Origin of the sequence: Nocardia sp. NPDC006982, from assembly GCF_042869435.1 — a bacterium.
Lineage (GTDB): Bacteria > Actinomycetota > Actinomycetes > Mycobacteriales > Mycobacteriaceae > Nocardia.
Genome location: NZ_JBIAFV010000011.1, coordinates 67,711 through 88,777, shown reverse-complemented (window position 1 = coordinate 88,777; position 21,067 = coordinate 67,711). Strand labels below are relative to the sequence as shown.

General features: G+C 66.8%; 15 protein-coding genes. 9 read left to right on the top strand and 6 right to left on the bottom strand.

From position 1 onward, the window contains the following. Positions 1 to 117: 117 nt before the first annotated feature. Both ACFYOW_RS33800 and ACFYOW_RS33795 read right to left on the bottom strand, forming a co-directional pair. A complete protein-coding gene (locus ACFYOW_RS33800; RefSeq protein WP_387294131.1) occupies positions 118 to 1,695 on the bottom strand; it encodes an alpha/beta hydrolase in 1,578 nt (525 codons plus the stop codon). 120 nt (positions 1,696 to 1,815) lie between these two features. After that, on the bottom strand, positions 1,816 to 2,583 hold the full coding sequence (locus ACFYOW_RS33795; protein ID WP_387294130.1) for a sulfite exporter TauE/SafE family protein: 768 nt from the start codon (positions 2,581 to 2,583) through the stop codon (positions 1,816 to 1,818). A 231-nt stretch (positions 2,584 to 2,814) separates the two neighbouring features. Here ACFYOW_RS33795 and leuA point away from each other — a divergent pair, with 231 nt between their 5' ends. Both leuA and ACFYOW_RS33785 read left to right on the top strand, forming a co-directional pair. Then, a complete protein-coding gene (gene leuA / locus ACFYOW_RS33790; protein ID WP_387294129.1) occupies positions 2,815 to 4,608 on the top strand; it encodes a 2-isopropylmalate synthase in 1,794 nt (597 codons plus the stop codon). Between the two features lie 323 nt (positions 4,609 to 4,931). Then, positions 4,932 to 6,584: an AAA family ATPase gene (locus tag ACFYOW_RS33785; protein WP_387294128.1), complete on the top strand. Its 1,653-nt coding sequence runs from the start codon at positions 4,932 to 4,934 to the stop codon at positions 6,582 to 6,584. Between the two features lie 493 nt (positions 6,585 to 7,077). Here the strand turns inward: ACFYOW_RS33785 and ACFYOW_RS33780 are convergent, their stop codons facing one another. Next, positions 7,078 to 7,974, bottom strand: coding sequence for a LysR family transcriptional regulator (locus tag ACFYOW_RS33780; protein ID WP_387294271.1), 897 nt, complete (start codon positions 7,972 to 7,974; stop codon positions 7,078 to 7,080). Between the two features lie 466 nt (positions 7,975 to 8,440). Between ACFYOW_RS33780 and ACFYOW_RS33775 the strand changes: the two genes are divergently transcribed. From ACFYOW_RS33775 to ACFYOW_RS33745, 7 genes are all read left to right on the top strand, one after another. Then, the gene (locus ACFYOW_RS33775) at positions 8,441 to 9,409 is read left to right on the top strand and encodes an EamA family transporter (protein ID WP_387294127.1); all 969 of its coding nucleotides are present in this window, start codon (positions 8,441 to 8,443) and stop codon (positions 9,407 to 9,409) included. A 594-nt stretch (positions 9,410 to 10,003) separates the two neighbouring features. Continuing rightward, the gene (locus ACFYOW_RS33770; RefSeq protein WP_387294126.1) at positions 10,004 to 11,722 is read left to right on the top strand and encodes an FAD-dependent oxidoreductase; all 1,719 of its coding nucleotides are present in this window, start codon (positions 10,004 to 10,006) and stop codon (positions 11,720 to 11,722) included. A gap of 65 nt (positions 11,723 to 11,787) precedes the next feature. Next, positions 11,788 to 12,429 carry a pyridoxamine 5'-phosphate oxidase family protein gene (locus tag ACFYOW_RS33765; protein ID WP_387294125.1) on the top strand — a complete coding sequence of 214 codons (642 nt, stop codon included), beginning with the start codon at positions 11,788 to 11,790 and terminating at the stop codon, positions 12,427 to 12,429. A gap of 71 nt (positions 12,430 to 12,500) precedes the next feature. Then, positions 12,501 to 13,736 carry a MurT ligase domain-containing protein gene (locus ACFYOW_RS33760; RefSeq protein ID WP_387294124.1) on the top strand — a complete coding sequence of 412 codons (1,236 nt, stop codon included), beginning with the start codon at positions 12,501 to 12,503 and terminating at the stop codon, positions 13,734 to 13,736. Positions 13,737 to 13,759: 23 nt separating this feature from the next. Then, a complete protein-coding gene (locus tag ACFYOW_RS33755; RefSeq protein WP_387294270.1) occupies positions 13,760 to 14,497 on the top strand; it encodes a type 1 glutamine amidotransferase in 738 nt (245 codons plus the stop codon). A 75-nt stretch (positions 14,498 to 14,572) separates the two neighbouring features. Then, positions 14,573 to 15,445, top strand: a complete 873-nt coding sequence (locus ACFYOW_RS33750) for a DUF2637 domain-containing protein (protein WP_387294123.1) — start codon at positions 14,573 to 14,575, stop codon at positions 15,443 to 15,445. A gap of 46 nt (positions 15,446 to 15,491) precedes the next feature. After that, complete coding sequence (locus tag ACFYOW_RS33745) at positions 15,492 to 15,917, top strand: hypothetical protein (protein ID WP_387294122.1); 426 nt, start codon at positions 15,492 to 15,494, stop codon at positions 15,915 to 15,917. 1 nt (position 15,918) lies between these two features. On the opposite strand, the gene ACFYOW_RS33740 is transcribed toward ACFYOW_RS33745, so the two are convergent. Genes ACFYOW_RS33740 through ACFYOW_RS33730 form a run of 3 tightly spaced genes read right to left on the bottom strand, consistent with a single transcriptional unit; the run spans position 15,919 to position 21,042 of the window. After that, positions 15,919 to 17,049: a putative zinc-binding metallopeptidase gene (locus tag ACFYOW_RS33740; RefSeq protein ID WP_387294121.1), complete on the bottom strand. Its 1,131-nt coding sequence runs from the start codon at positions 17,047 to 17,049 to the stop codon at positions 15,919 to 15,921. A gap of 4 nt (positions 17,050 to 17,053) precedes the next feature. Next, positions 17,054 to 17,968, bottom strand: coding sequence for a transglutaminase N-terminal domain-containing protein (locus ACFYOW_RS33735; protein ID WP_387294120.1), 915 nt, complete (start codon positions 17,966 to 17,968; stop codon positions 17,054 to 17,056). After that, positions 17,965 to 21,042 carry a circularly permuted type 2 ATP-grasp protein gene (locus ACFYOW_RS33730; protein WP_387294269.1) on the bottom strand — a complete coding sequence of 1,026 codons (3,078 nt, stop codon included), beginning with the start codon at positions 21,040 to 21,042 and terminating at the stop codon, positions 17,965 to 17,967. The genes ACFYOW_RS33735 and ACFYOW_RS33730 overlap by 4 nt, the downstream gene beginning before the upstream one ends. Positions 21,043 to 21,067 lie beyond the last annotated feature (25 nt).

Below are 21,067 nucleotides of genomic sequence, written 5' to 3'. Positions count from 1 at the left end.
CGGGCCACCTCCCTCATCACGCATGGCCGAGCGCAGACTACCGGGATTCGGGAGTCCTGAACAGTGGTAGTCGCAAGAATGGACGATCTTGGTCGAGCGGTTTCCGGTACTGACGTTTCAGTCGGTGAACGGGGCCTTGTCCGGCTTGCAGGTAGCGCCGGGCGCGGGGAGTTGCAGGTCCACGAGGTAGTGCTCCTGGAGCCTGCCCGCGCAGTCGCTCACCACCAGGTGTCCGTAACCGCCCTCGATGATCACCAGCCTGGCATTGACCAACTCCTGCTGCGCCCTGCGGGCGGCCGTCAATGGGGTGACCGGATCGAAGCGGTTGTTGAACAGCAGAGCGGGCTTGTCCGAACGCAGAATCCACGGACCGGTGATGCGCTGCGGATACCCCTTGGCCGACGCGGGCCAAGCGCCGCAGGCCTGTCGCAAGTAGAGCCACATGGCACCGTAATGCGGTGCGAAACCGGCGAGTTCGTCGGCCATGGCGGGCCATTGCTCCGGTTCGTGGCCAAAGCTGTTGTCCGCGCAGGTGATTGCGGTGAAGGCGTCGAGGAAGTCTTCGGCGAACCCGCCCGCATCCAGAATCTGTTGTACGACATCGGGATTACCCGCCGAGCCGCGCTCCAGTTCGGTGAGCAGTTCGGCCAGTGCGGGCCAGCCCTGCTTCGTGTCGTAGAGCATGGTGGCGTGTGCGGGCAGCACCTCGGTGAGGGTTACCTCGCGGGTGCGTTCACCCTGGCCGACCACGATGGGGCCCTGGCGCAGCCGGTCCAGAACGGCGTCGTTGCGGACGCGAAGTGCGGCGGCATCGGTTTTGGTCGGGCCCGCGAACTCGCAGCGCGGTTGTCCGGCTTCGGCACACAGCCGCAGGAACTCCGCGAGCACTTCTTCGGTACCCGCCGCGGAGTCGGCGATCTGGGCGCGCGAATCGTTGGTGTAGGCGTCCGGGTCGATCATCGAGCCGAGTTGCAGCGCGCGAACCCGGTCGCCGAACAACGCGCCGTAGACCTCGCCCAGATAGCTCGCGTAGGAACCGCCCGTGTAAGTCATGGTCGCCTCGCCGACCGCGCGGCGCAGCAGGTCCAGATCACGCGCGGCATCGACGGTGGTGAGGTGCGGCAGCAGCTCCGGGCTGTGCGCGGCGCAACCGGCGGCCAGGTCGCGGGCACTGCGCGCGGCCGCGGCCTCCTGTTCGGCATTCGCAGGCGGGAGCAGGATGGCGGACCAGAACCGGTGCTGCTCTTGGGAATTCGCGAAGCAGCGCACCTGACCGCTGCGGCCGATACCGCGCTGATCGAAGGTGATCACATCGAATCGGCGGGCCACCTCACCGGCTGACAACTCACCGTGACTCGCCCATTTGAAGCCCGAACCGCCAGGTCCGCCGACCGCGCTGAACAGGGTGCCGACGCGACGGTCCTTATCCGCTGCCGGCTGTTTGACGACGGCCAGCGAAAGCGTCGCACCGTTCGGCTGCGCGTAGTCGATCGGGACCGCGGCCGTCGCGCACTGATACCTGCTCAACTCCGCTTCGGGGCACTGCGCCCAATCGAGTTTCGGGGTCGGCGCCGCATCGGCCTGCGCAACCAGTTCGGCGACCTGCGTAACCGCAGCACTGGGCCGAGAGCACGAAACCAATGACGGCACCAACACGGCCGCCAGTGCCAACCCGACGATCTTCCACCCGCGCATATCGATCATCCTGCGTTGTGGACCCGGCCGCCGTCGTCCCCCTTTGGGACCAATCCGGCTGCGCGACAAGTGCGACCGCACTAAGGGTTTCGCATCTCGAGTGCCACGTACATCCTTCGTCTACGTCATCAACAGTCGGACGACGGCAATGCTGCCCACCACGACGATCACCGCACGCAATGCGGTGGGCGGCATTCGCCTGCCCATTTTCGCGCCGAGTTGACCGCCGATGATCGAACCGACCGCGATCAGCGCGGCGACCCGCCAGTCGACATCGGCGATCAGGGTGAACACCACCGCGGAGACCGCGTTCACCAGCAGACCGAGCACATTCTTGACCCCGTTGAGCCGCTGGATGTCCTCGTGCACGAACACACCGAGCAACCCGATCAACAACACGCCCTGGGCCGCGCCGAAATAACCGCCGTAGATGCCGCACAGGAATATCGCGACGTACAGGATCAGGCCACCGTGTTCGGGCGCCGGACCGCTATCGGCGGCGCGGCGCTCCTTCACCCAGCGCGCCAACCGCGGTTGGACCACGACCAGGATCAGCGCCGCGATGATCAGCACCGGCACGATCGCCTTGAAGGCCGCGGCAGGCAGAATGAGCAGCAGGATCGCGCCGGTGGTGCCGCCGAGCAGGGACGCGCTGCCGAGCCGGACCAACCTGGCCCGCTGGCCCTCGAGTTCGCGCCGATAGCCGTACGCCCCGCTGACGCCACCGGGGACCAGACCGATGGTGTTCGAAACGTTCGCCGTGACCGGCGGAATTCCGAAGGCGAGCAGCACCGGGAAGGTGATCAGGGTGCCCGATCCCACGATGGTGTTGATGCCGCCCGCCGCGATGCCCGCGCCGAAGACCGCCAGTTGTTCCAGCCAAGTCATTTGAACCTACCTCCAGCCGGTCGGAACGCTAATCGTTACGTCGGATGACCGGACGATGGGGACCGGGCTTTCGGCAGTGTGCCGGGGCACGGTAAACTCGCCGACATCATGCAGCGGGCACTTCTTCTCGGCCGCCGCGACGGGGTCTGATCGGACTGGCCTCCCGTCGCGGGGTTCTGCCGCGCCGGTCGACCCGATAACTGGGATCCACCACACCCTGGAGAAAATCGCATGTCCCCTGCTGACGCCTTTGTATCCGGTTCGCGCACCATTACGGCACCGAGCAAGCCCGCCCCGGCCGACCAGCCCGACTGGAACCGGCAGAAGAACTCCTCCATGCCAACCTTCCGCTACCGGCCCTTCGCGGAGGAGGTCGAGCCGATCACGCTGCCCGACCGCACCTGGCCGGACAAGATCATCGACCGCGCCCCCGGCTGGTGCGCCGTCGACCTGCGCGACGGCAACCAGGCCCTGATCGACCCGATGAGCCCGGCCCGCAAGCGCCGCATGTTCGACCTGCTGGTGCGGATGGGTTACAAGGAGATCGAGGTCGGCTTCCCGTCGGCCAGCCAGACCGATTTCGACTTCGTCCGCGAGATCATCGAGGACGGGGCGATTCCCGACGACGTCACCATCCAGGTGCTGACCCAGTGTCGCGCGGAACTGATCGAGCGCACCTTCGAGGCGTGCGCCGGTGCGACCAATGTGATCGTCCACTTCTACAACTCGACCTCGGTCCTGCAGCGGCGTGTGGTGTTCCGCGCGGACCAGGCGGCGGTGAAGAAGATCGCGACCGATGCCGCGACGCTGTGCCTGGAGGTCGAGCAGCGCTACCCGGACACCAACTGGCGCTACGAGTACAGCCCGGAGTCCTACACCGGCACCGAACTGTCCTACGCCAAGGAGGTGTGCGACGCGGTCACCGAGATCATCGCGCCCACCCCCGACAAGCCGATGATCATCAACCTGCCCGCGACCGTCGAGATGGCGACCCCGAATGTGTACGCCGATTCGATCGAGTGGATGAGCCGCAACCTGGCTCGCCGCGATTCGATCGTGCTGTCGCTGCATCCGCACAACGACCGGGGCACCGCGGTGGCCGCCGCCGAACTGGGCTACCAGGCCGGCGCGGATCGCATCGAGGGCTGCCTGTTCGGCAACGGTGAGCGCACCGGCAATGTCTGTCTGGTGACGCTGGGGATGAATCTGTTCTCCCGCGGCGTGGATCCGCAGATCAACTTCTCCGATATCGACGAGATCCGCCGAACGGTCGAATACTGCAATCAGCTGCCGGTGCACGAGCGCCACCCCTACGGCGGCGACCTGGTCTACACCGCGTTCTCCGGTTCGCATCAGGACGCGATCAACAAGGGTCTGGATGCGATGAAGGCCGCGGCCGACGCCGCCGAATCCGATGTCGACGACATCGTCTGGGAGGTGCCGTACCTGCCGATCGATCCGAAGGATGTGGGCCGCACCTACGAGGCCGTCATCCGGGTCAACTCGCAGTCCGGCAAGGGCGGCGTCGCCTACATCATGAAGACCGATCACGGGCTGGTGCTGCCGCGCCGCCTGCAGATCGAGTTCTCCCAGGCGATCCAGAAGATCACCGACGGTGAGGGCGGCGAGGTTTCGCCCAAGGAGATGTGGGATGTCTTCGCCGACGAATACCTGAGCCCGATCCGGCCGCTGGAGCGGATGCGCCAGAAGGTCACCGCATCGGAGACCGACGGCGGCGTGGACTCGATCACCGCGGTGGTGAAGGTCGACGGCGTCGAGCAGGAAGTCACCGGCGCGGGCAATGGACCGCTCGCCGCATTCGTCGACGCGATCGCGACGGTCGGATTCGATGTGCGAGTACTGGATTACTCCGAGCACGCGATGTCCGCGGGCGACGACGCGCAGGCTGCGGCTTATGTGGAGTGCGCGATCGGCGACAAGGTGGTGTGGGGTGTCGGCATCGCCACCTCGATTACCACCGCGTCGCTGCGGGCCGTGGTGTCGGCGGTGAACCGGGCGCACTGAGCCGCTCGAGTCGATCCGGGTACTTCGGCTCAGGCCGGAGAGTACGGTGGGAATCGGGCGCCCAGCGGTGACATTTTTGTTGCCGACCGGGGCGCCCGGCTCTCGATCTTGCTGTTGGACAGCGTTTTCGAGTTACGGCTGGTCGCCGTGCTTCACGCGGCGCGGCGGCCGTGTATACCACGGCGCGGGGCCGCGTACCCCGTGCTAGCGTTGATTCGCACTTCAAGCGCCGAGCTCTCTGCTCGAATTCCCGAGCAGATGGGGGAACTGTGACAACTAACGACCACAACCCGACTTCTCCGCCCTGGCTGCAGAGTCATTCGGTGGATACGGCCGAGGTCACCACCGACTCCTCGGCGCCGGACGAAACATCCGAATCCGTACCCGTCGACGCGGAGCCCGCAACCGACGAGCACGAGGCCGCCGAGGTCACCGAACAGCCCGATGAGTCCGAACAGTCGGAGCCCGGACAGTTCACCGGATACCCGGGCGGGCCAACAGATCAGAACAGTTACCCGCAGGCCGGGGTTCCGCCGCAGCAGCAGTACGGGCCGCCCGACGGGTTCGCGCCGCCTGGAACGCCGTACAACACAGGTCAATTCGCGCAGCCGTATCAGCCGAGTCCCGGCCAGAGCGGTAACCATCCGGTGCAGCCCGAGCCGTCCTATGGCGAATACCGCCAGGAGATCGGGCCCGATGGGCTGGTCCGGCGGGTCCCGGTGGAAAGTCCGGCCGAGCCGCCGATCTACAGTTGGGCGCCGCCACCACCGGTGCAGCAGCCGCCGATGTATCAGCAGCCGCCCATGGGGCAACAGCCTCCGATGGGGCAGCCGCCCATGGGTCAGCAACCGCTGCCGTATGCCGAACAGGGGCCGGGCACCGGTCTGATGCCGTATGGCGAGCAAAGGCCGGGCACCGGGATGGTGCCGTATACCGAACAGGGGCCGCCGCCGGGATGGCAAGGCGGCCCGCCGAATACGCAGCAGCCGTTCCAGCCCCAGCATGTGCCGCAGCCGGGTCAGCCGGGACATTCGGTCAATGACCTGAACCTGCTCAAGCGGGCGCGCAAAGCGCCGCGCAGTGGTTGGCGACGCGCCGTGCACAAGGCCTCCGGCGGCATGATCAATCCGGGTGAGTCCGCGGCGGATGTCGTCTTCCGCGATCTCGTCGACCGGGTGAATCAGCCGGTGCGCGGGGACTATCGGATCGCGATCCTGTCGCTGAAGGGCGGCGTCGGCAAGACCACGACAACCGTCGGACTCGGATCGACGTTCTCGTCGCTGCGTGGTGACCGGGTCATCGCGATCGATGCCAATCCCGACCTCGGCACGCTGGCGCATCGGGTGCCGCGGCAGACCCGCTCCACCGTGCGCAATCTGCTCGAGGATCACCACATCACCAGGTACTCCGATGTCCGGGCACATACGTCCCAGGCACCGAGCCGACTGGAAGTGCTTGCCAGCGAACAGGATCCGGCGGTTTCCGAGGCCTTCAGCGAGGCCGACTACCGCCAGGCCATCGGCATTCTGCAGTCGTTCTACAACATCATCCTCACCGACTGCGGCACCGGTCTGATGCATTCGGCCATGGCCGGTGTGCTCGATATGGCCAGCTCGCTGGTGCTGGTGACCTCACCCGCCATCGACGGCGCCCGCAGCGCCTCGGCCACCCTGGACTGGCTGGACCACCACGGCTACGGCAAGTTGGTCGAGCGAACGGTGGTGGTGGTCAACGCATCTCGCCGCGGCGCCTCCACCGTCGACCTGGACCAGCTACGCAAACTGTTCCTCGACCGCACCCGCGCGGTCCAGGTGGTGCCGTTCGACGACCACCTCGCCGAGGGCGCGGAGATCGACCTGGAACTGGTGAGCAAGCCGACCCGGCGTGCCCTCCTGGAACTGGCCGCCATGGTCGCCGACGATTTCGGCTACATCGGCACCCAGCAGTACCGGCCCGGCCCGCCCCGCCACCACTAGCATTTCGAAACCCTTGCGGCCCCGAGCACGTTGCCGGGGCCGCACCCCGGGCCGAAATCTGCTGCCGTACCCCGGAATTCAGCTGCCGCATAGCGGCTGGAACCCTCGCACAAGTTGCAGCCTATGCGACAGCGCCACACGCTATGCGCCAACGGATTCCACCGCACGGGCACGACAGTCGCCAGCCCCGTGATCAGCGGACGTGCCCGAGATCCGGCTGGCGCACAGGTAGTGAGCACCACACATAGGGGTGCGGCCTCTGCGAGCCTGAAACCTGCCACCCCGTCCACGGCGCACAGGATGCACGCCCGTGCGACAGCGCCACACGCTATGCGCCAACGGATTCCACCGCACGGGCACGGCAGTCGCCAGCCCCGTGATCAGCGGACGTGCCCGAGATCCGGCTGGCGCACTGGTAGTGAGCACGGCGCATACGGTGCAGCCTCTGCGAGGTGGTGATTGGGTGTGCGACAGCAGGCTGCCGGGGGCTGGGCTATTCGGCGGCGATTTCGGCTGCGGCGGTGCGGAAGGCTTGCAGGACGGTGGCTATGGCGGGGCGGGTGGCGGCGTGGGGGCGGGTGGCGAGTTCGTACAGGCGGGCGGCGCGCACGCCGGACAGGCGTAGGACAGCCAGATCCGGGTGTGCGACGGCCCAGCGAGGCATGAGGGCGACGCCGTAGTTGGCGGCGACGAGGGTTTCGATGACGCGGAAGTCATTGAGGCGCTGGGCAATACGAGGTTGGACGCCGGTCATGGTTGCGATGGAGCGCAGCACGTCGTCGACCGGGAAGCCGCCGCGGACACTGAGCCAGGTCTCCTCGGCGAGTTCGGCCGGGGTCACCTCGGTGCGAGTTGCGAGCGGATGGGTCGGTGCGACAACGACATCGGTGGGTTCGCGCATGATGACCGTAGTGCTGACGCGAGGACCCGCGATACCGGCTGAGCGCTCGTCGCGATGGGTGAGAACGATGTCGTAGTCGGCGAGCAGCCGCGGCACTTCACTCGGCGGCAGGTCCTCGTCACGGGCGACGACCTCGACACCACTGTCGGCCAGTGCGGGCAGCACCCGCGGCAGCAGCAGCGCCGCACCGGACGGGAACAGCGCGACCCGGACCCGGCCGCGCGCGGACCCGCGATAGTGCGCCATCTCGGCCACCGCACGGTCCATCGCGGCGAGCACCTCGTCAGCGCGCACGACAAGCGCCTGCCCCGCATCGGTCAGCCGAACCCGGCGCCCATCGGGCTCGAGCAACGCGACACCCGCCTCCTTGGCAAGCACCTTGAGCTGCTGCGATACCGCGGAAGGAGTCATCGAAAGCGCCTCGGCCACAGCCGCGATCGTCCCGCGATCCGCGAATTCCCGTAGCACCCGCAGCCGTTCAACCGCCATCGGCGGCCCAATCCGCACGTCCTCAGGCGGCAGCGACACGCGCCGCTCCTATAGCCGATAGCGAACCTGCGATCGCCGGCATCCCCGCACCACCCGATAGCGCACCCGCGTACGCCAACACTGCCACCGAAGGCCACGCCGCGACCTGAACCGCAACCATCAGCGACACCGCGGCATACGCCACCCCTGCACCCGGTAGCGAGACTGCGATCCCTGGCATTCCTGCGCGGCCCGATCGCGCAGCCGCGGCTTGTTCCGACATTGCAGCCGGCGGCGAGGCTGCGACCTCGGTCGCAAGTGCTGACACCGACGCCGCGACAGCGCCGCGCTCGCCGGTGTTGCCGACCGATCGCGCGGCGTCGGGAGTCAGAGGCGGACGACTGCCGAAAACCATTAAGCAATGCTACATCGATAGTGCATATTTATTCGATTGTTCTTATTGGTTTCATTACCGACGATAAGGAACGTGACCAATCGTGACCGCTTGCTCGGGCTTACCGTTGTCCTGCTCTGGGGGCTGAACTTCATTGCTATTCGGGTGGGGCTGGACCACTTTCCGCCGTTCTTCTTCGCTGCGCTGCGGTTCGTGGTGATCGCGGTGCCGGTGCTGGCGTTCGTGCCGCGGCCGAAGGTGCCACTGCGGTGGTTGCTGCTGTATGGGATCGGGTTCGGGATTCTGCAATTCGCGTTCCTGTTCACCGCGATGCGCGTGGGCATGCCGACCGGGTTGTCCTCGCTGGTGCTGCAATCCTCCGCGCCGTTCACGGTTGTCCTGGGTGCGCTGTTCCTGCGGGAGCGGTTGCGGGTGACGCAGTTGCTCGGCATCGGCGTCGCCGTGGCGGGCATTGGGGTGATCGGGCTCGATCGCGCACAGCATGCGGCGCTGTTGCCGGTGCTGCTCACGCTGGCGGGCGGGCTCGGGTGGGCCTTCGGCAATATCGGCTCACGTTTGGCCACGGCGTCCGGCGAGGTCAACCCACTGCATCTGACGCTGTGGATGTCGGTTGTGCCGCCGATCCCGATGTTCGCGCTGTCCGCATTCATCGAAGGGCCGACGACCGGCCTGCATGCGTTGACCGACGTCACGTCCCCCGGCGGCTGGCACGCGCTACTCGGCCTCGCCTACATCGTCGCGCTCGGCACCATCGCGGGCTCGGGTCTGTGGACCTACCTGATGAGCCGGTACCCGGCGAGCACGGTCGCCCCCATGTCCCTGCTCGTCCCTGTGGTCGGCATCCTCGCCGCCTGGGCCGCCTTCGGCGAGGACCCGACACCGCTGTCACTGCTCGGCGGAGCCATCGTGATCGCGGGTGCGTTCGCGGCGACGAAGGCGGGACGTCGCGATGCGAATACCACAGCGGCGGAACCGGTTTCGCCCGCTACCCCGGTGTCGGAGCCGACCCTCGGCAAGCAACCCAGATTGGTGGACGCCTGAACCGACCGCCACGCGATTGCCACAGCAGTACAACCGGTCCCAACCGCGCCCCCAGCGCCGGAGCCGACCCTCGGCATGCAACCCCCGATCGGTGGACGCCTGAGCCAACCGCCACGCGATTGCCACAGCAGCGCAACCGGTCCCGACCACGCCCCCGGCGCCGGAGCCGACCCTCGGCAAGCAACCCTGGTTCGTACGGCCCAGAGCCATCGCGCAGGTCCATTTCCGTCTCGCCAACACAGCCTGCGATAGACAGCCCGGCTCAGCCGCACGCGATTTACCTGCCCCCTTTCGCCAACACCGCCACAACTACGCTCTGACCTGCGAAGTTTGCGTACAACCCCGGTTCCAGAAATTAACTCGACCCGGTCACACCGCCCGGTAGTGTCTGCCCCGCTGTATTCGTGACCTGGTCGAATGCGAGGCCGACCGGGTCCGGCGGCGGCAGGGGTGGGTCGGCTCACCCACAAGCAGTCGCTTTACAGTGTTTGGCGGCGGTAGAGATCGGTCCAAAGGCTTAGGGCAGCAAAGAAGCGCATGGCACATCAACAGTGGACCGTTTCGCGAAGAACGATGCTTCGCGGCACGGTTGCGATGGGGGCAGCAACGGCGGGGGCGCTGACGGCCGGTGGGCTGCGACCGGCGCCTGCCGCGGGTAGCCCCGGCGGCGGGCGGGTCGCGGTGCTCGGCGGTGGGGTCGCTGGATTGACCGCGGCGCACGAATTGGCCGAGCGTGGGTTCCAGGTCACCGTATTCGAGAGACGTGCGCTCGGGGGCAAGGCGCGCAGTATTCCGGTGCCGGGCAGCGGGTCGGGCGGACGGCCGGATCTACCCGGCGAGCACGGCTTCCGCTTCTTTCCCGGCTTCTATCAACACATTCCGGACACCATGCGGCGAATTCCGTTCGCGGGCAATCCGAATGGCGTTTGGAATAATCTGATCGGCGTGCCGGAGGCGCGTTTCGCCCGCCGCGGCGGCGATGATTTCCGACTTCCCCTTGGCCCCAAGGCCCGCACGAATTTCACTCCGGACGCGTTCCGCGAAACGATGGGCGCGGCAATCGCGACGACCCTGAAAATGCCCGCCGAGGAAGGCGCCTACTTCGCCGATCGCCTGCTGGTATTCAACTCCAGCTGCGATGCCAGGCGGTTAGGACAGTGGGAGCAAACCTCATGGCGTGATTTCGTCGGCGGCCACCAGCGCTCCCATGAATTCCGCGCCCTGCTCTCGCGCACGCTGACCAGCATCATGGTCGCCGCGAAGGAGGATGTCGCCAGCGTCCGCACCATCGGCACCATGGGCGAACAGTTCCTGGGCAACCCCTTCGAAATCGGCAACGACGGCGCGTTGGATCGGGTGCTCAACGGCCCGACCAATTCGGTATGGATCGATCCATGGGTGCAGCGACTGCGCGACCTCGGCGTGCAATTCGCGGTCGGGGCCGAGGTACGCGGACTCGAGGTGCGCGATCGGCGGATCGCCTCGGCCCGCATCGTCGATGAAAACGGCGCACAGCGCAGCATCGACGCCGACTATTTCGTGGTCGCGCTGTCCGCCGAACGGGCCCGCGCGCTCTGGTCGCCCGACGTACTCGAGGTGCGCCCGGAACTGGCCGCGATGGATCGCCTCTTCGTCGACTGGATGAACGGAATCCAGTTCTATCTGCGCAGGCCGATGGATATTTCACACGGTCACACCGCCTATATCGATGCCCCGTGGTCGCTGACCTCGATCACCCAGAATCAGCTGTGGACGCGCAAACTCACCGAATTCGGCGACGGCACGGTGCAGGACTGCCTCTCGGTCGATATCTCCGACTGGAACTCCCCCGGCATGCTCTACGGCAAGCCCGCCAAGGAGTGCACGCACGAGGAGATCGCGCGCGAGGTGTGGGCGCAACTGCGGGCGCATCTGAACGACCGCGACGATCTGCTGCGCGATGCCGATCTGCACTCCTGGTTCCTCGATCCGGGCATCAGCTGGCAGGAGTCCCAGCGGCGCAATGCCAATGCGGATCCGCTACTCATCAATACCGCCGGATCGTGGGAGTGCAGGCCGCAGGCCCACGGCGCGCTCGAAAACCTGTTCCTGGCAGGCGATTACGTGCGCACCAATGTCGATCTGGCAACCATGGAGGGCGCCAACGAATCCGCGCGCGACGCGGTCAATGCCATTCTCGACGTTTCGGGTTCGAATGCCGAACGCTGCCGTAAGTTCACCCTCTACCGTGCCACCGAACTGGAACCGCTGCGCCGCATCGATGCCGACCGCTATGCCGCGGGCCAGCCGAACCTGTTCGACGTGCGACTGTGATCGATCTCCCCTCGCGGGAACATAATTCGATCGTCGGCGACCCGTGCCGGTGCTTTGATCGAAGTATGGGCGAGATCACCGAAACGAATCAGATCACCGACCCGGCCGAGCTGCGGCAGTTGCTCGGGGAGGTCATGCCGCGAGCAGCGACGAAGGAGCGCATCGCACTGCATCCCCGCGACCGCGACTGGATCGCGGCCACCCCGTTCATTGCCCTCAGTACCAGCGATGCCGACGGCAATTGCGACACCTCACCGAAGGGCGATCCGGCCGGTTTCGTGAAGGTGCTCGACGACACCACCATCGCCATTCCCGAACGGCCGGGGAATCGCAGGGCCGACGGCTACCTGAATATCCTCAGCAATCCGCACGTCGGGCTGCTGTTCATGATTCCGGGCCGCCGCGAAACGCTGCGCATCAACGGCCGGGCGCGCCTGGTTCGCGACGCACCGTATTTCGACGACATGGTGGTCAAGGGCCATCGCCCGATCCTGGCGATCGAGGTCGATATCGAGCAGATCTTCTTCCACTGCGCAAAGGCGTTCATCCGCAGTCACCTGTGGGAACCGGAGCAGTGGCCGGTCGACAATCTGCCCAGTCCCGGCCGACTCGTCAAAGAGGTCCAGACCAATGTGACGGAGTCGGTGGAGGAATTGGAGCGTTACTACTCGCCGGAAAATTACAACGCCAAGCTGTACCGGGAGTGAGTACGGTCACTGCGGCCGAGCGGGTGGGCCGCAGCGAATGCGCCGCCGGGCAGAACACATAGACTCGCGGCGTGGCAGACATAACGGTGCGCGGGCGACTCGCGCTGCGGGCGGCGGCGGCAGCGTCGTGGGCCTCGCAGAAGGCGGGCCGCGGCAAGGGGTCGATGATCGGCGGGCTGATCGCCCTGCAGATCGATAAGACGATCATGGATCAGCTGGGCCGCGGGCGGCGCACCGTGCTGGTGACCGGCACCAATGGCAAGTCGACCACCACCAGGATGACCACGGCCGCACTGAGTACCCTCGGCAAGGTCGCCACGCAGGCCGACGGCGCGAATATGGACGCGGGCATCGTGGCCGCGCTGAGTGCGCACCGCGGGACGCCGCTGGCCGCGATCGAGGTGGATGAACTGCATCTGCCGCACGTCACCGATTCGCTGAATCCGTCCGTGGTGGTCCTGCTGAATCTCAGCCGCGATCAGCTGGATCGGGTCGGCGAGATCAATATGATCGAGCGCAAGCTGCGCGCCGGACTGGCGCGGCATCCGCAGACCGTGGTGATCGCCAACTGCGACGATGTGCTGGTGACCTCCATTGCCTACGACCACCCGAATGTGGTGTGGGTCGCGGCGGGCAGCGGTTGGTCGATGGATGCGACGAGTTGTCCGCGCAGCGGTGAGCCGATCGTCTGGGAGGGTGCGCATTGGCGCAGCACCGGCACGGATTTCGAACGACCCGAACCGAATTGGTGGCTGGACGGCGATGAGCTGGTCGGACCCGACGGTGTCCGGCTGCCGCTGAAATTGGCACTGCCCGGACGGGCCAACAAGGGCAATGCCGCGCAGGCGGTCGCCGCGGCGGTCGCCCTCGGCGCGGATCCGGCGGCGGCGACGACCGCGGCGGGTACGGTGCGCGAGATCGCCGGTCGCTATCGGACGGTGCAGGTCGGCGAGCATGCCGCCCGGCTGCTGCTGGCGAAGAATCCGGCCGGCTGGCAGGAGGCGCTGTCGATGATCGAGCCCGATTCGGCAGGTCTGGTGATCGCGGTGAACGGGCAGGTGCCCGACGGCGAGGATCTGTCCTGGCTGTGGGATGTGCGATTCGAGCACTTCGAGGGCATTCAGGTGGTGGCCGCCGGTGAGCGCGCCACCGATCTCGCGGTGCGCCTGACCTATGCCGGAGTCCGGCACACCACGGTGCCGGATCCGTTGCACGCCATCGCATCCTGTCCGGCGGGGCGGGTCGAGGTGCTGGCCAACTACACCGCGTTCCGCGATCTCAACCGCGATCTGGAGGAGCAGAACTGATGGCAGCATCGCGTAGCGATTCGATGAGGGGTGGTGGCCGAGTGACGGGCGGGCCTGAATCGACGGTACGAATCGGCTTGGTGCTGCCCGATGTGATGGGCACCTACGGCGACGGCGGCAATGCGCTGGTGCTGCGGCAGCGGCTGCGCATGCGCGGCCACGACGCCGAGATCGTCGAAATCACGCTGTCCGACCCGGTTCCCGAGTCGCTCGACATCTATACCCTTGGCGGAGCGGAGGATTCGGCGCAGCGCCTGGCCACCCGGCACCTGCAGCGCTATCCCGGCCTGCAGCAGGCCGCCGCGAAAGGTGCTCCGGTACTTGCCATCTGCGCCGCAATCCAGGTGCTCGGCCACTGGTACGAGACCTCCTCCGGCGAGCGCGTCGACGGCGTCGGCCTCATCGATGTCACCACCTCCCCGCAGGTCAAGCGCGCCATCGGCGAGGTGACGACCACCCCGCTGCTCCCCGGTCTCACCGCCGCCCTCACCGGCTTCGAAAACCATCGCGGCGGAACCAAACTCGGCGGCGACGCGACCGGGCTCGCGCACGTCACCCGCGGCGTCGGCAACGGTGTGGGCGACGGACTCGAGGGCGTGGTCCAGGGCTCGACCATCGGCACCTACATGCACGGCCCCGCCCTCGCCCGCAATCCGGAACTCGCCGACCTCCTGCTCGCGCGCGTCCTCGGCGTGGACGAACTCCCCCCACTGCACCTCCCCGAGGTGGACCAACTCCGCCGAGAACGCCTGCGCGCCTGAGCGTCGGGGCAACGCGCCGCGCTCTTCGCCGGGTGCCTCGGCGGAATATGGAGTGATGCACGATACGCTCCCGCTATGGCGACGATCACAGCTACGGAATCGGAACTGCTCGAGGAACAGTCGGTATCGACGGATCGTCGGCCGTCCTTCGTCACCCGGCTACGGGCATGGCGGCCGCGCCCGCTACATGCTTCGGCAATCGTCACGGGCGTCGTCGCACTCACCTCATTCGAAATGTCTTTTGCCGCATTGCACGACCTGTCGGTGCGAAACCTGGTGGCTCCGGCGCTCGCCGCGAATGTGCCGATCGCCATCGACGGATTGGTCATCGGTTCGATCATTGCCACCGCCACCTTCAAGCGGCGCAGTTCGGCCTGGTGGTACGCCACCGCGCTGTTCGTCTTCTGGACCCTGGTGTCGGTGGCCGGAAATATCGAGTACGCGCGCGAAATCGGGGGTAGCCCCGTGTCTTTGTCCCTGTACGCCGGTATGCCGTTGACCATGCTGTTCGCGGTGCATCTCACCCTGATGCTGTTCGGGCGCGGCCGCACCGCGCAGCAGGCCCCAGCAGCGCAGCAGGCCCCAGCAGCGCAGCAGGTCCCAGCAGCGCAGCAGATCCCCGCAGCGCAGGAGGATCGCACACCGGCGATGCCGACGGACCTCGCACCGGTAACGCCAGAAGTCCGCGATCAAGCGGCAGAGCAGGATTGGGACCTCGTGCAGGACGATTGGGACGACGCGGCACAGGACGATTGGGATTCGGCACCGCAGGAAGAGCGTGTCGTGTCCACGCGGGGCGCCGCGATCCTGGAGAATACCGACCCGCTGCCCGTCGCTCCGAAAAAGCTGCTGGCCAGCGCGCTGCCTCGGACAGCAGCCGCGCCGCGGATCACTCCGACATTCGCGACCAACGGCACGGGCGGCAAGACAACGATCAACCCCTTCTGACTCGAAACTGCTTCAGCCACAATCGGACACGTCGATGGAGTAAGCGATGGCTTTTACCGTTTGGCAAGACCAGGGCGTAGAACAATTCCGGGAGGTCGCGGGCCGGCTCGCGTCGGTGATCCAGAGCGGCATCGATCGCTCAGGGGCGTTGAACCAGTTCGCGGAATCGATCAGCAGCGGAGAAACATTCACCGATCTGATGATCGAATACGCGTCCCGGTGGTTCACCGAAACCGGCGGCCGCTCGACCTTGATCGGTCCGGAGTTGTTCTGGTTGCTGTCCGAGCCGAACCCGCGCCGGGTATCCGGCGCCGGCCTGCGTGTCCAGGATTCGTATCTGGACACCGAATTGACGGCCGGACAGCGAGCCCGGATTTTACTGCTGATCTGCGTATACGAGGCGCTGGCGCAGAACCAGTGGGGACCGGAAGGCATGGCGGACCACGTGATCGCGACCAACGGGGTCGGCTAGCTCAGCGGGGCTCCGGCGTGGTGCAGAGGTCGTGCACCAGGCGCATTTTTTCGAGCACCGGGTCGGGCAGGACGAAGGGATAGAGGTCGTCGTGGCCCATTGAGCGGTTGACCATATTGAGCGACCAGGCGAGGGGAAGCCAGAGGTCGATAATGTGGTCGAAGCCGGCGCGGCCGACTTGGGGACGGTCGAGGGTCGCGCCGGCGGGGGCGATGCCGAAGGCGGCGGCGGTGTCGAGGGTGTCGCGAATGTGCAGGTAGTGCGCGAAGGTTTCGGCCCAGTCCTCGGCGGCGTGCATGGTGGCGTAGGAAGAGACGTAGCCATTTTCCCAGCCCGCGGGTGCGCCCTCGGAGTAGTGGTGGTCCAGTGCCGCTTGGTAGTCGGCGTCCGGATCACCGAACAGATTCCGGAAGCGTTGCGCGGCATCGTCATCTGCGACCAGCACCGAGAAGTAGTAGTGACCGATTTCGTGGCGAAAGTGGCCGAGCAGGGTGCGGTACGGCTCATCCATCTCGATGCGCAATTGTTCGCGATGCGGGTCGTTGGCCTCGGCCAGATCCACGGTGATCACACCGTTCTTGTGGCCGGTGACAACCCGGTCGGTGGCGCTGGAGAGCAGGTCGAAGGCCAGGCCGGTGTGCGGGTTCCGGTCGCGGCCGACGACCGGCAGACCGAGTTCGACCAGTTCCATGATCAGGCGGCGCTTGGCCGCCTCGGCCTCGGCGAAGGCCCGCAGGCCCGCGGCGTCGAGATCGTTGGGGCGGGTGCGGGTCAGGCGGCAGGATTCGCAAAGTCGCGGTCCGTCATTGCCATCCGCGGTCGACGCCGTGATCTGCCAGGCATCCTCCGACATACCCGAGGGAGGCGGCACGATCGCACTGACCGAGACCTCGGTACCGGGCACGGGCACCAACCAATTGCATTCCGCCACATGCAAGTTGTCGCAGAGCCGGAAGCGGTCGCGATCGACAACGCCTCGCGACCGATCCACCGCCGCGTCGCCCGGCGGATCGCCGATCACCACCAGCGCGCGATCGGCGAGACTGAAACCCAGTGGGCTGGAACAGGACAGGCACACCGAATTCTCGAAGGCCAACTGTTGTCCGCAGTTCGGACAGGTGAAATCGCGCATATCGCTACACCTCTACCGGCGCCACGTCGACGGATACCGTGATCGAGCTCTCCTTGGCGTCGGTGTAGATGATGCCACGCATCGGGGGCACATCGGCATAATCGCGACCCCATGCGACAGTTACGTACCGCTCGTCGGCGAATTGGTCGTTGGTGGGGTCGAAGCCGATCCAGTGACCGGTCCGGTCGTGCGCGGTATCGCCGGGAACCCATACCGCGGACCAGGCGTGCGTCGCGTCCGCGCCGACCATGCGTTCCTTCCCCGGCGGCGGATCGGTTGCCAGATAACCGGATACATAGCGCGAGGCCAGCCCGTGTGAGCGCAGGCAGGCGGCGCCGATCCTGGCGAAGTCCTGGCAGACGCCCGCACGTGCGGCGAAGACGTCGGCGACTTTGGTGGATACCGTCGTCGAGCCGGATTTGTAGGTGAAGTCGTCGTGGATGCGCGTGTTGAGTTCGGTCACCGCTTCCAGCAGCGGCCTGCCGGGCGTCAAGGATTCGGCGGCGTATGCGGTGACCTCGGGGGTGATCTCGGGCGGATGCAGGTCGAGGGTGAATTCCACCGCCAGCGGGCCGGTGGCGGTGGACGGGCGGGCCTGCTCCCAAGGCTTGCCGGTGGCGCTCACCGCGGTTGCATCGGGTACGTCGACCTCGACCACTGATTCGCCGGTGACCACGAGCTTCGTATGTTCTGCCGTGACATGGAAATACGAGGTGGTGTTGCCGTACACGTCGGTGCCGATCGAGCGGTCCGACGGCGTCGGATCGATATGGATCTCGTGCGAGAGCAGGCGCTGTCCGGGAAACTCCCGCGGTGTCAGATAGGCGCGCCCATAGGAGCTGGTGACCTCGTCGGAATATTTGTAGGTGGTGCGATGCTCGACCCGGTAGTGCCGGGCGGCGGCGTTGCGCGCGATCATCCAACGACCCTCGTGCTACCCCACAGCGGCTGGATGCCGACCGGCAGCGCCAGTTTCGTGGTCTCGAAGGATTCGGAGATCTTGCGCAACCGCAAATGCACGCCCTCCAGCAACTCGGCCAGTTCGGTGCGTCGGCCCTCGGCATCGGTGATATCCAGATCGGCCGGATCCACTCGGCGCAGCATGCGCTGGGCATCGGCCAGTAGTCGTTGCGGGCGTGAGGATCCCGACGCACCCGGCAGCGCCTGGAAGTCGGCATCGAGCTGATCGAGCTGATAGGCCAGCGAGCGGGGATTCCCTGCATCGAAAAGCAGCAGCCCGGCCACCGCCGATACCCGCACCGAATCCCGGTGCCGCCGACGGTAACTCACCGACGACTCGGTCGCCCGCAGCACCGTTTCGGTGACCACCCGCTCGGCTTCCGGCGGATAGACCGTCGTCAGCGCGGCCCCGAGCAATGCGGTCAACGACAGCCCCCGCTCGATGCGCTTGCCGATATCCATGACGTACCAACCGGTATCGCGCACCAGCGATTCGGCACCGATACCGGACAGTGAAAGCAGCGCCGCCAACGACAGCGAATGCACCGCCGACAATGCCGATTCCTGATCGTCACCGGTGAATCGATACTCCTCCAGCGCCCGATCCACCGCACCCAGAATCATCCAGGTATCCACCGACAACTGATCGCGCACCGCCCGCGCCGCCGACCCGTACCGACTGATCGCAAACGCCATCGACCCCGGCATATCCCGATCAACGGTCAACGCCACCAAATAGTCGTGCCCCTCCCGCCCCTCCTCAGACACGACCGACCGAGCCGTAATCGCAGCAACCGGCTTCGAGGGGTCGACGGAGCCCGGCGCCGCTCCCGCGGCACTCGCGCCTTGCCCGGCCTGCGACTGCGTTTGCGATCCGGGCGGTTCCGATGCGGCTGCACGCGAACCGGACCCTGCCGAAGGTGGCTGCTGCGCATCGGAAGTCGTATCCGACCCGGGCTCGCCGGAACCGGACGGCGCTCCCGGCGCCTGGGGGCCCTGACCGGCCGACTGCGACGCAGGCGGTTCCGCTCCGGCCGGACCCGACGCCCCTGCTGCACGCGGACCAGGTCCTGCCGCCTGCGACTGCGTTTGTGACCGTGCAGCTGACGGGCGCGGCTCCGCCCCAGTCGCACTCGGCTCAGCGGCCACCTTCTCAACTACCCCGGCACCATGCACATCACCGGGCAGCACACTGAGCGGAGCCGGTGTTCCGGTGGTGCGGGCCAGCGCGGCCATGAGTACGGGTAGCGCGTCGGCGCCATCCAGCCAGTGGCGGTAGCGGTAGTCCTGGTAGCAGTCGTGTGTTGCGATCAGTTGGCGCACAACGGCTTCGGCGCGTTCGCTGTAGCGGCCCATCCAGAACAGGTCGTTGAGTACGCGGGGGGAGCTGACCGGTTCGATTGTCGGGGCGCGGCGTTCGCGTTCCTCGGGGGCGGGTTCGGTGCTGATGGCGGCGACGGCGGTCGGGGCGGCGCGGACCCAAATGTCTTTGGCGGCAACCTTTATGACTACCCGCTCGGGTTGCAGGCGTTGGCACAGTTGGCCGAGGCCACCTTCCATTGCGGTATAGCCGCCGCGTCGGGCGAGCGAGAACAACCGCATACCGACCGGCGCCGAGGCGAGTCCGCCGTAACCCTGCACTGCGGGCGCGACCGAGAACTGCGCGGGCTCCTGCCCGACCCACTGCCAGCCGCAGTCCTCGATCCGAGCGGCGAGTTCCGCGCGTTCGGCATTCGACAGTTCCGGACCGAACCGCGTCGCACCGTCGACCGCCGAGCAAATGATCAGCCGATCCAGATTCGCGATCAGATGCGAACGTTCGCTGTCATTGCCACCCCAGTACGTCGGCGCACTCTCGAGCGCCAACTCCTCGCCGAGCAGGGCCCGCGAGATCCGCGGCAGGAATCCGGCCAGCGCGGGATTCTCCAGCAATCCGCTGCCAATCGTATTCACCACGGTCACCGCGCCGCGCCGCAGCACCTCCACCAGCCCGACCACCCCGAGCCGCGAATCCGGCCGCAGGTCAAGCGGATCGGAGAATTCGGCGTCCACCCGCCGCAGCACCACATCGACCCGCTTCAACCTGCCGAGCGAGCGCATCCACAGCGCACCGTCGCGCACCACCAGATCCGCGCTCTCCACCAGCGGAAAACCCAGCGTCGAGGCGAGATAGGCCTGGTCGAAGGCGGTTTCGGAATGCACACCGGGACTGAGCACCACGACGACCGGATCATTGTCATCGGCCATCGGCGCGGACTCGATCAACATCAATCGCATGGCCCGCGCGAACGGCGTGAGCGGCCGCGGATTGGAATGTTCGAAGGCCTCGGGAATCGCCGTCGACACCACCCGCCGATCCGCCAGCGCGTATCCGGCACCCGACGGCGCCTGCGCCCAGTCGGCGATCACGCGGAACTGTCCGTCGCTCCACCGGCTGAGATCGCAGGCGTGCAGGAACAACTGGTGCCGCCCGGGAATCGTGATGCCGTGCGCGGCCCGCACATATCCGCAATTGCCGAACACCACCTCCGGCGGCAGCAGACCGGTGGTGATGGTGCGGCGCGCGCCGTAGACATCGGTAAGCACCTCGTCGAGCACCCGCGAGCGCTGCACCAGCCCGGCCTCCAGCCGAGTCCAGTCGTCGGCGGAGACCAGCAACGGAATCGGATCCAGCCGCCAGGCGGTCGGCATGGGCGGTTCGCCCGCCGCACCCACCTCGGTGTAGTAGATGCCGTCGTCATCGATGAGCCTGCGCACCCGGCTGTCCAGCCGCCCGAGTCCGGTCGTGCCCAATTCCACGAAATCGGCGGACAGCTCCGACCACATGCGCCGCACACCACCCGCGGAATCGACGAGCTCGTCGTAATACCCGCCGGTCGGCCGACCGCATTCGTCGTAGCCCGCGGTGTCCGCACCCTCGGCGCGATATCTGGCGAACTGTTCCGCGACCTGCTCGCGTACACTCAGCCGTCCGGCATTCAACAGCGTCGTCTCGGATTCCCGAGCACCCGAGCCGCGCGCTTCGTCGCGCATAGTCACCGCGCCGACCTCCGCCCCT

Coding starts and splice junctions, on each gene's coding strand:
- ACFYOW_RS33800 (WP_387294131.1), bottom strand. CDS start 1,695: ATGCGCGGGTGGAAGATCGTCGGGTTGGCACTGGCGGCCGTGTTGGTG.
- ACFYOW_RS33795 (WP_387294130.1), bottom strand. CDS start 2,583: ATGACTTGGCTGGAACAACTGGCGGTCTTCGGCGCGGGCATCGCGGCG.
- leuA (WP_387294129.1), top strand. CDS start 2,815: ATGTCCCCTGCTGACGCCTTTGTATCCGGTTCGCGCACCATTACGGCA.
- ACFYOW_RS33780 (WP_387294271.1), bottom strand. CDS start 7,974: ATGGCGGTTGAACGGCTGCGGGTGCTACGGGAATTCGCGGATCGCGGG.
- ACFYOW_RS33770 (WP_387294126.1), top strand. CDS start 10,004: ATGGGGGCAGCAACGGCGGGGGCGCTGACGGCCGGTGGGCTGCGACCG.
- ACFYOW_RS33765 (WP_387294125.1), top strand. CDS start 11,788: ATGGGCGAGATCACCGAAACGAATCAGATCACCGACCCGGCCGAGCTG.
- ACFYOW_RS33755 (WP_387294270.1), top strand. CDS start 13,760: ATGAGGGGTGGTGGCCGAGTGACGGGCGGGCCTGAATCGACGGTACGA.
- ACFYOW_RS33750 (WP_387294123.1), top strand. CDS start 14,573: ATGGCGACGATCACAGCTACGGAATCGGAACTGCTCGAGGAACAGTCG.
- ACFYOW_RS33745 (WP_387294122.1), top strand. CDS start 15,492: ATGGCTTTTACCGTTTGGCAAGACCAGGGCGTAGAACAATTCCGGGAG.
- ACFYOW_RS33740 (WP_387294121.1), bottom strand. CDS start 17,049: ATGCGCGATTTCACCTGTCCGAACTGCGGACAACAGTTGGCCTTCGAG.
- ACFYOW_RS33735 (WP_387294120.1), bottom strand. CDS start 17,968: ATGATCGCGCGCAACGCCGCCGCCCGGCACTACCGGGTCGAGCATCGC.
- ACFYOW_RS33730 (WP_387294269.1), bottom strand. CDS start 21,042: ATGCGCGACGAAGCGCGCGGCTCGGGTGCTCGGGAATCCGAGACGACG.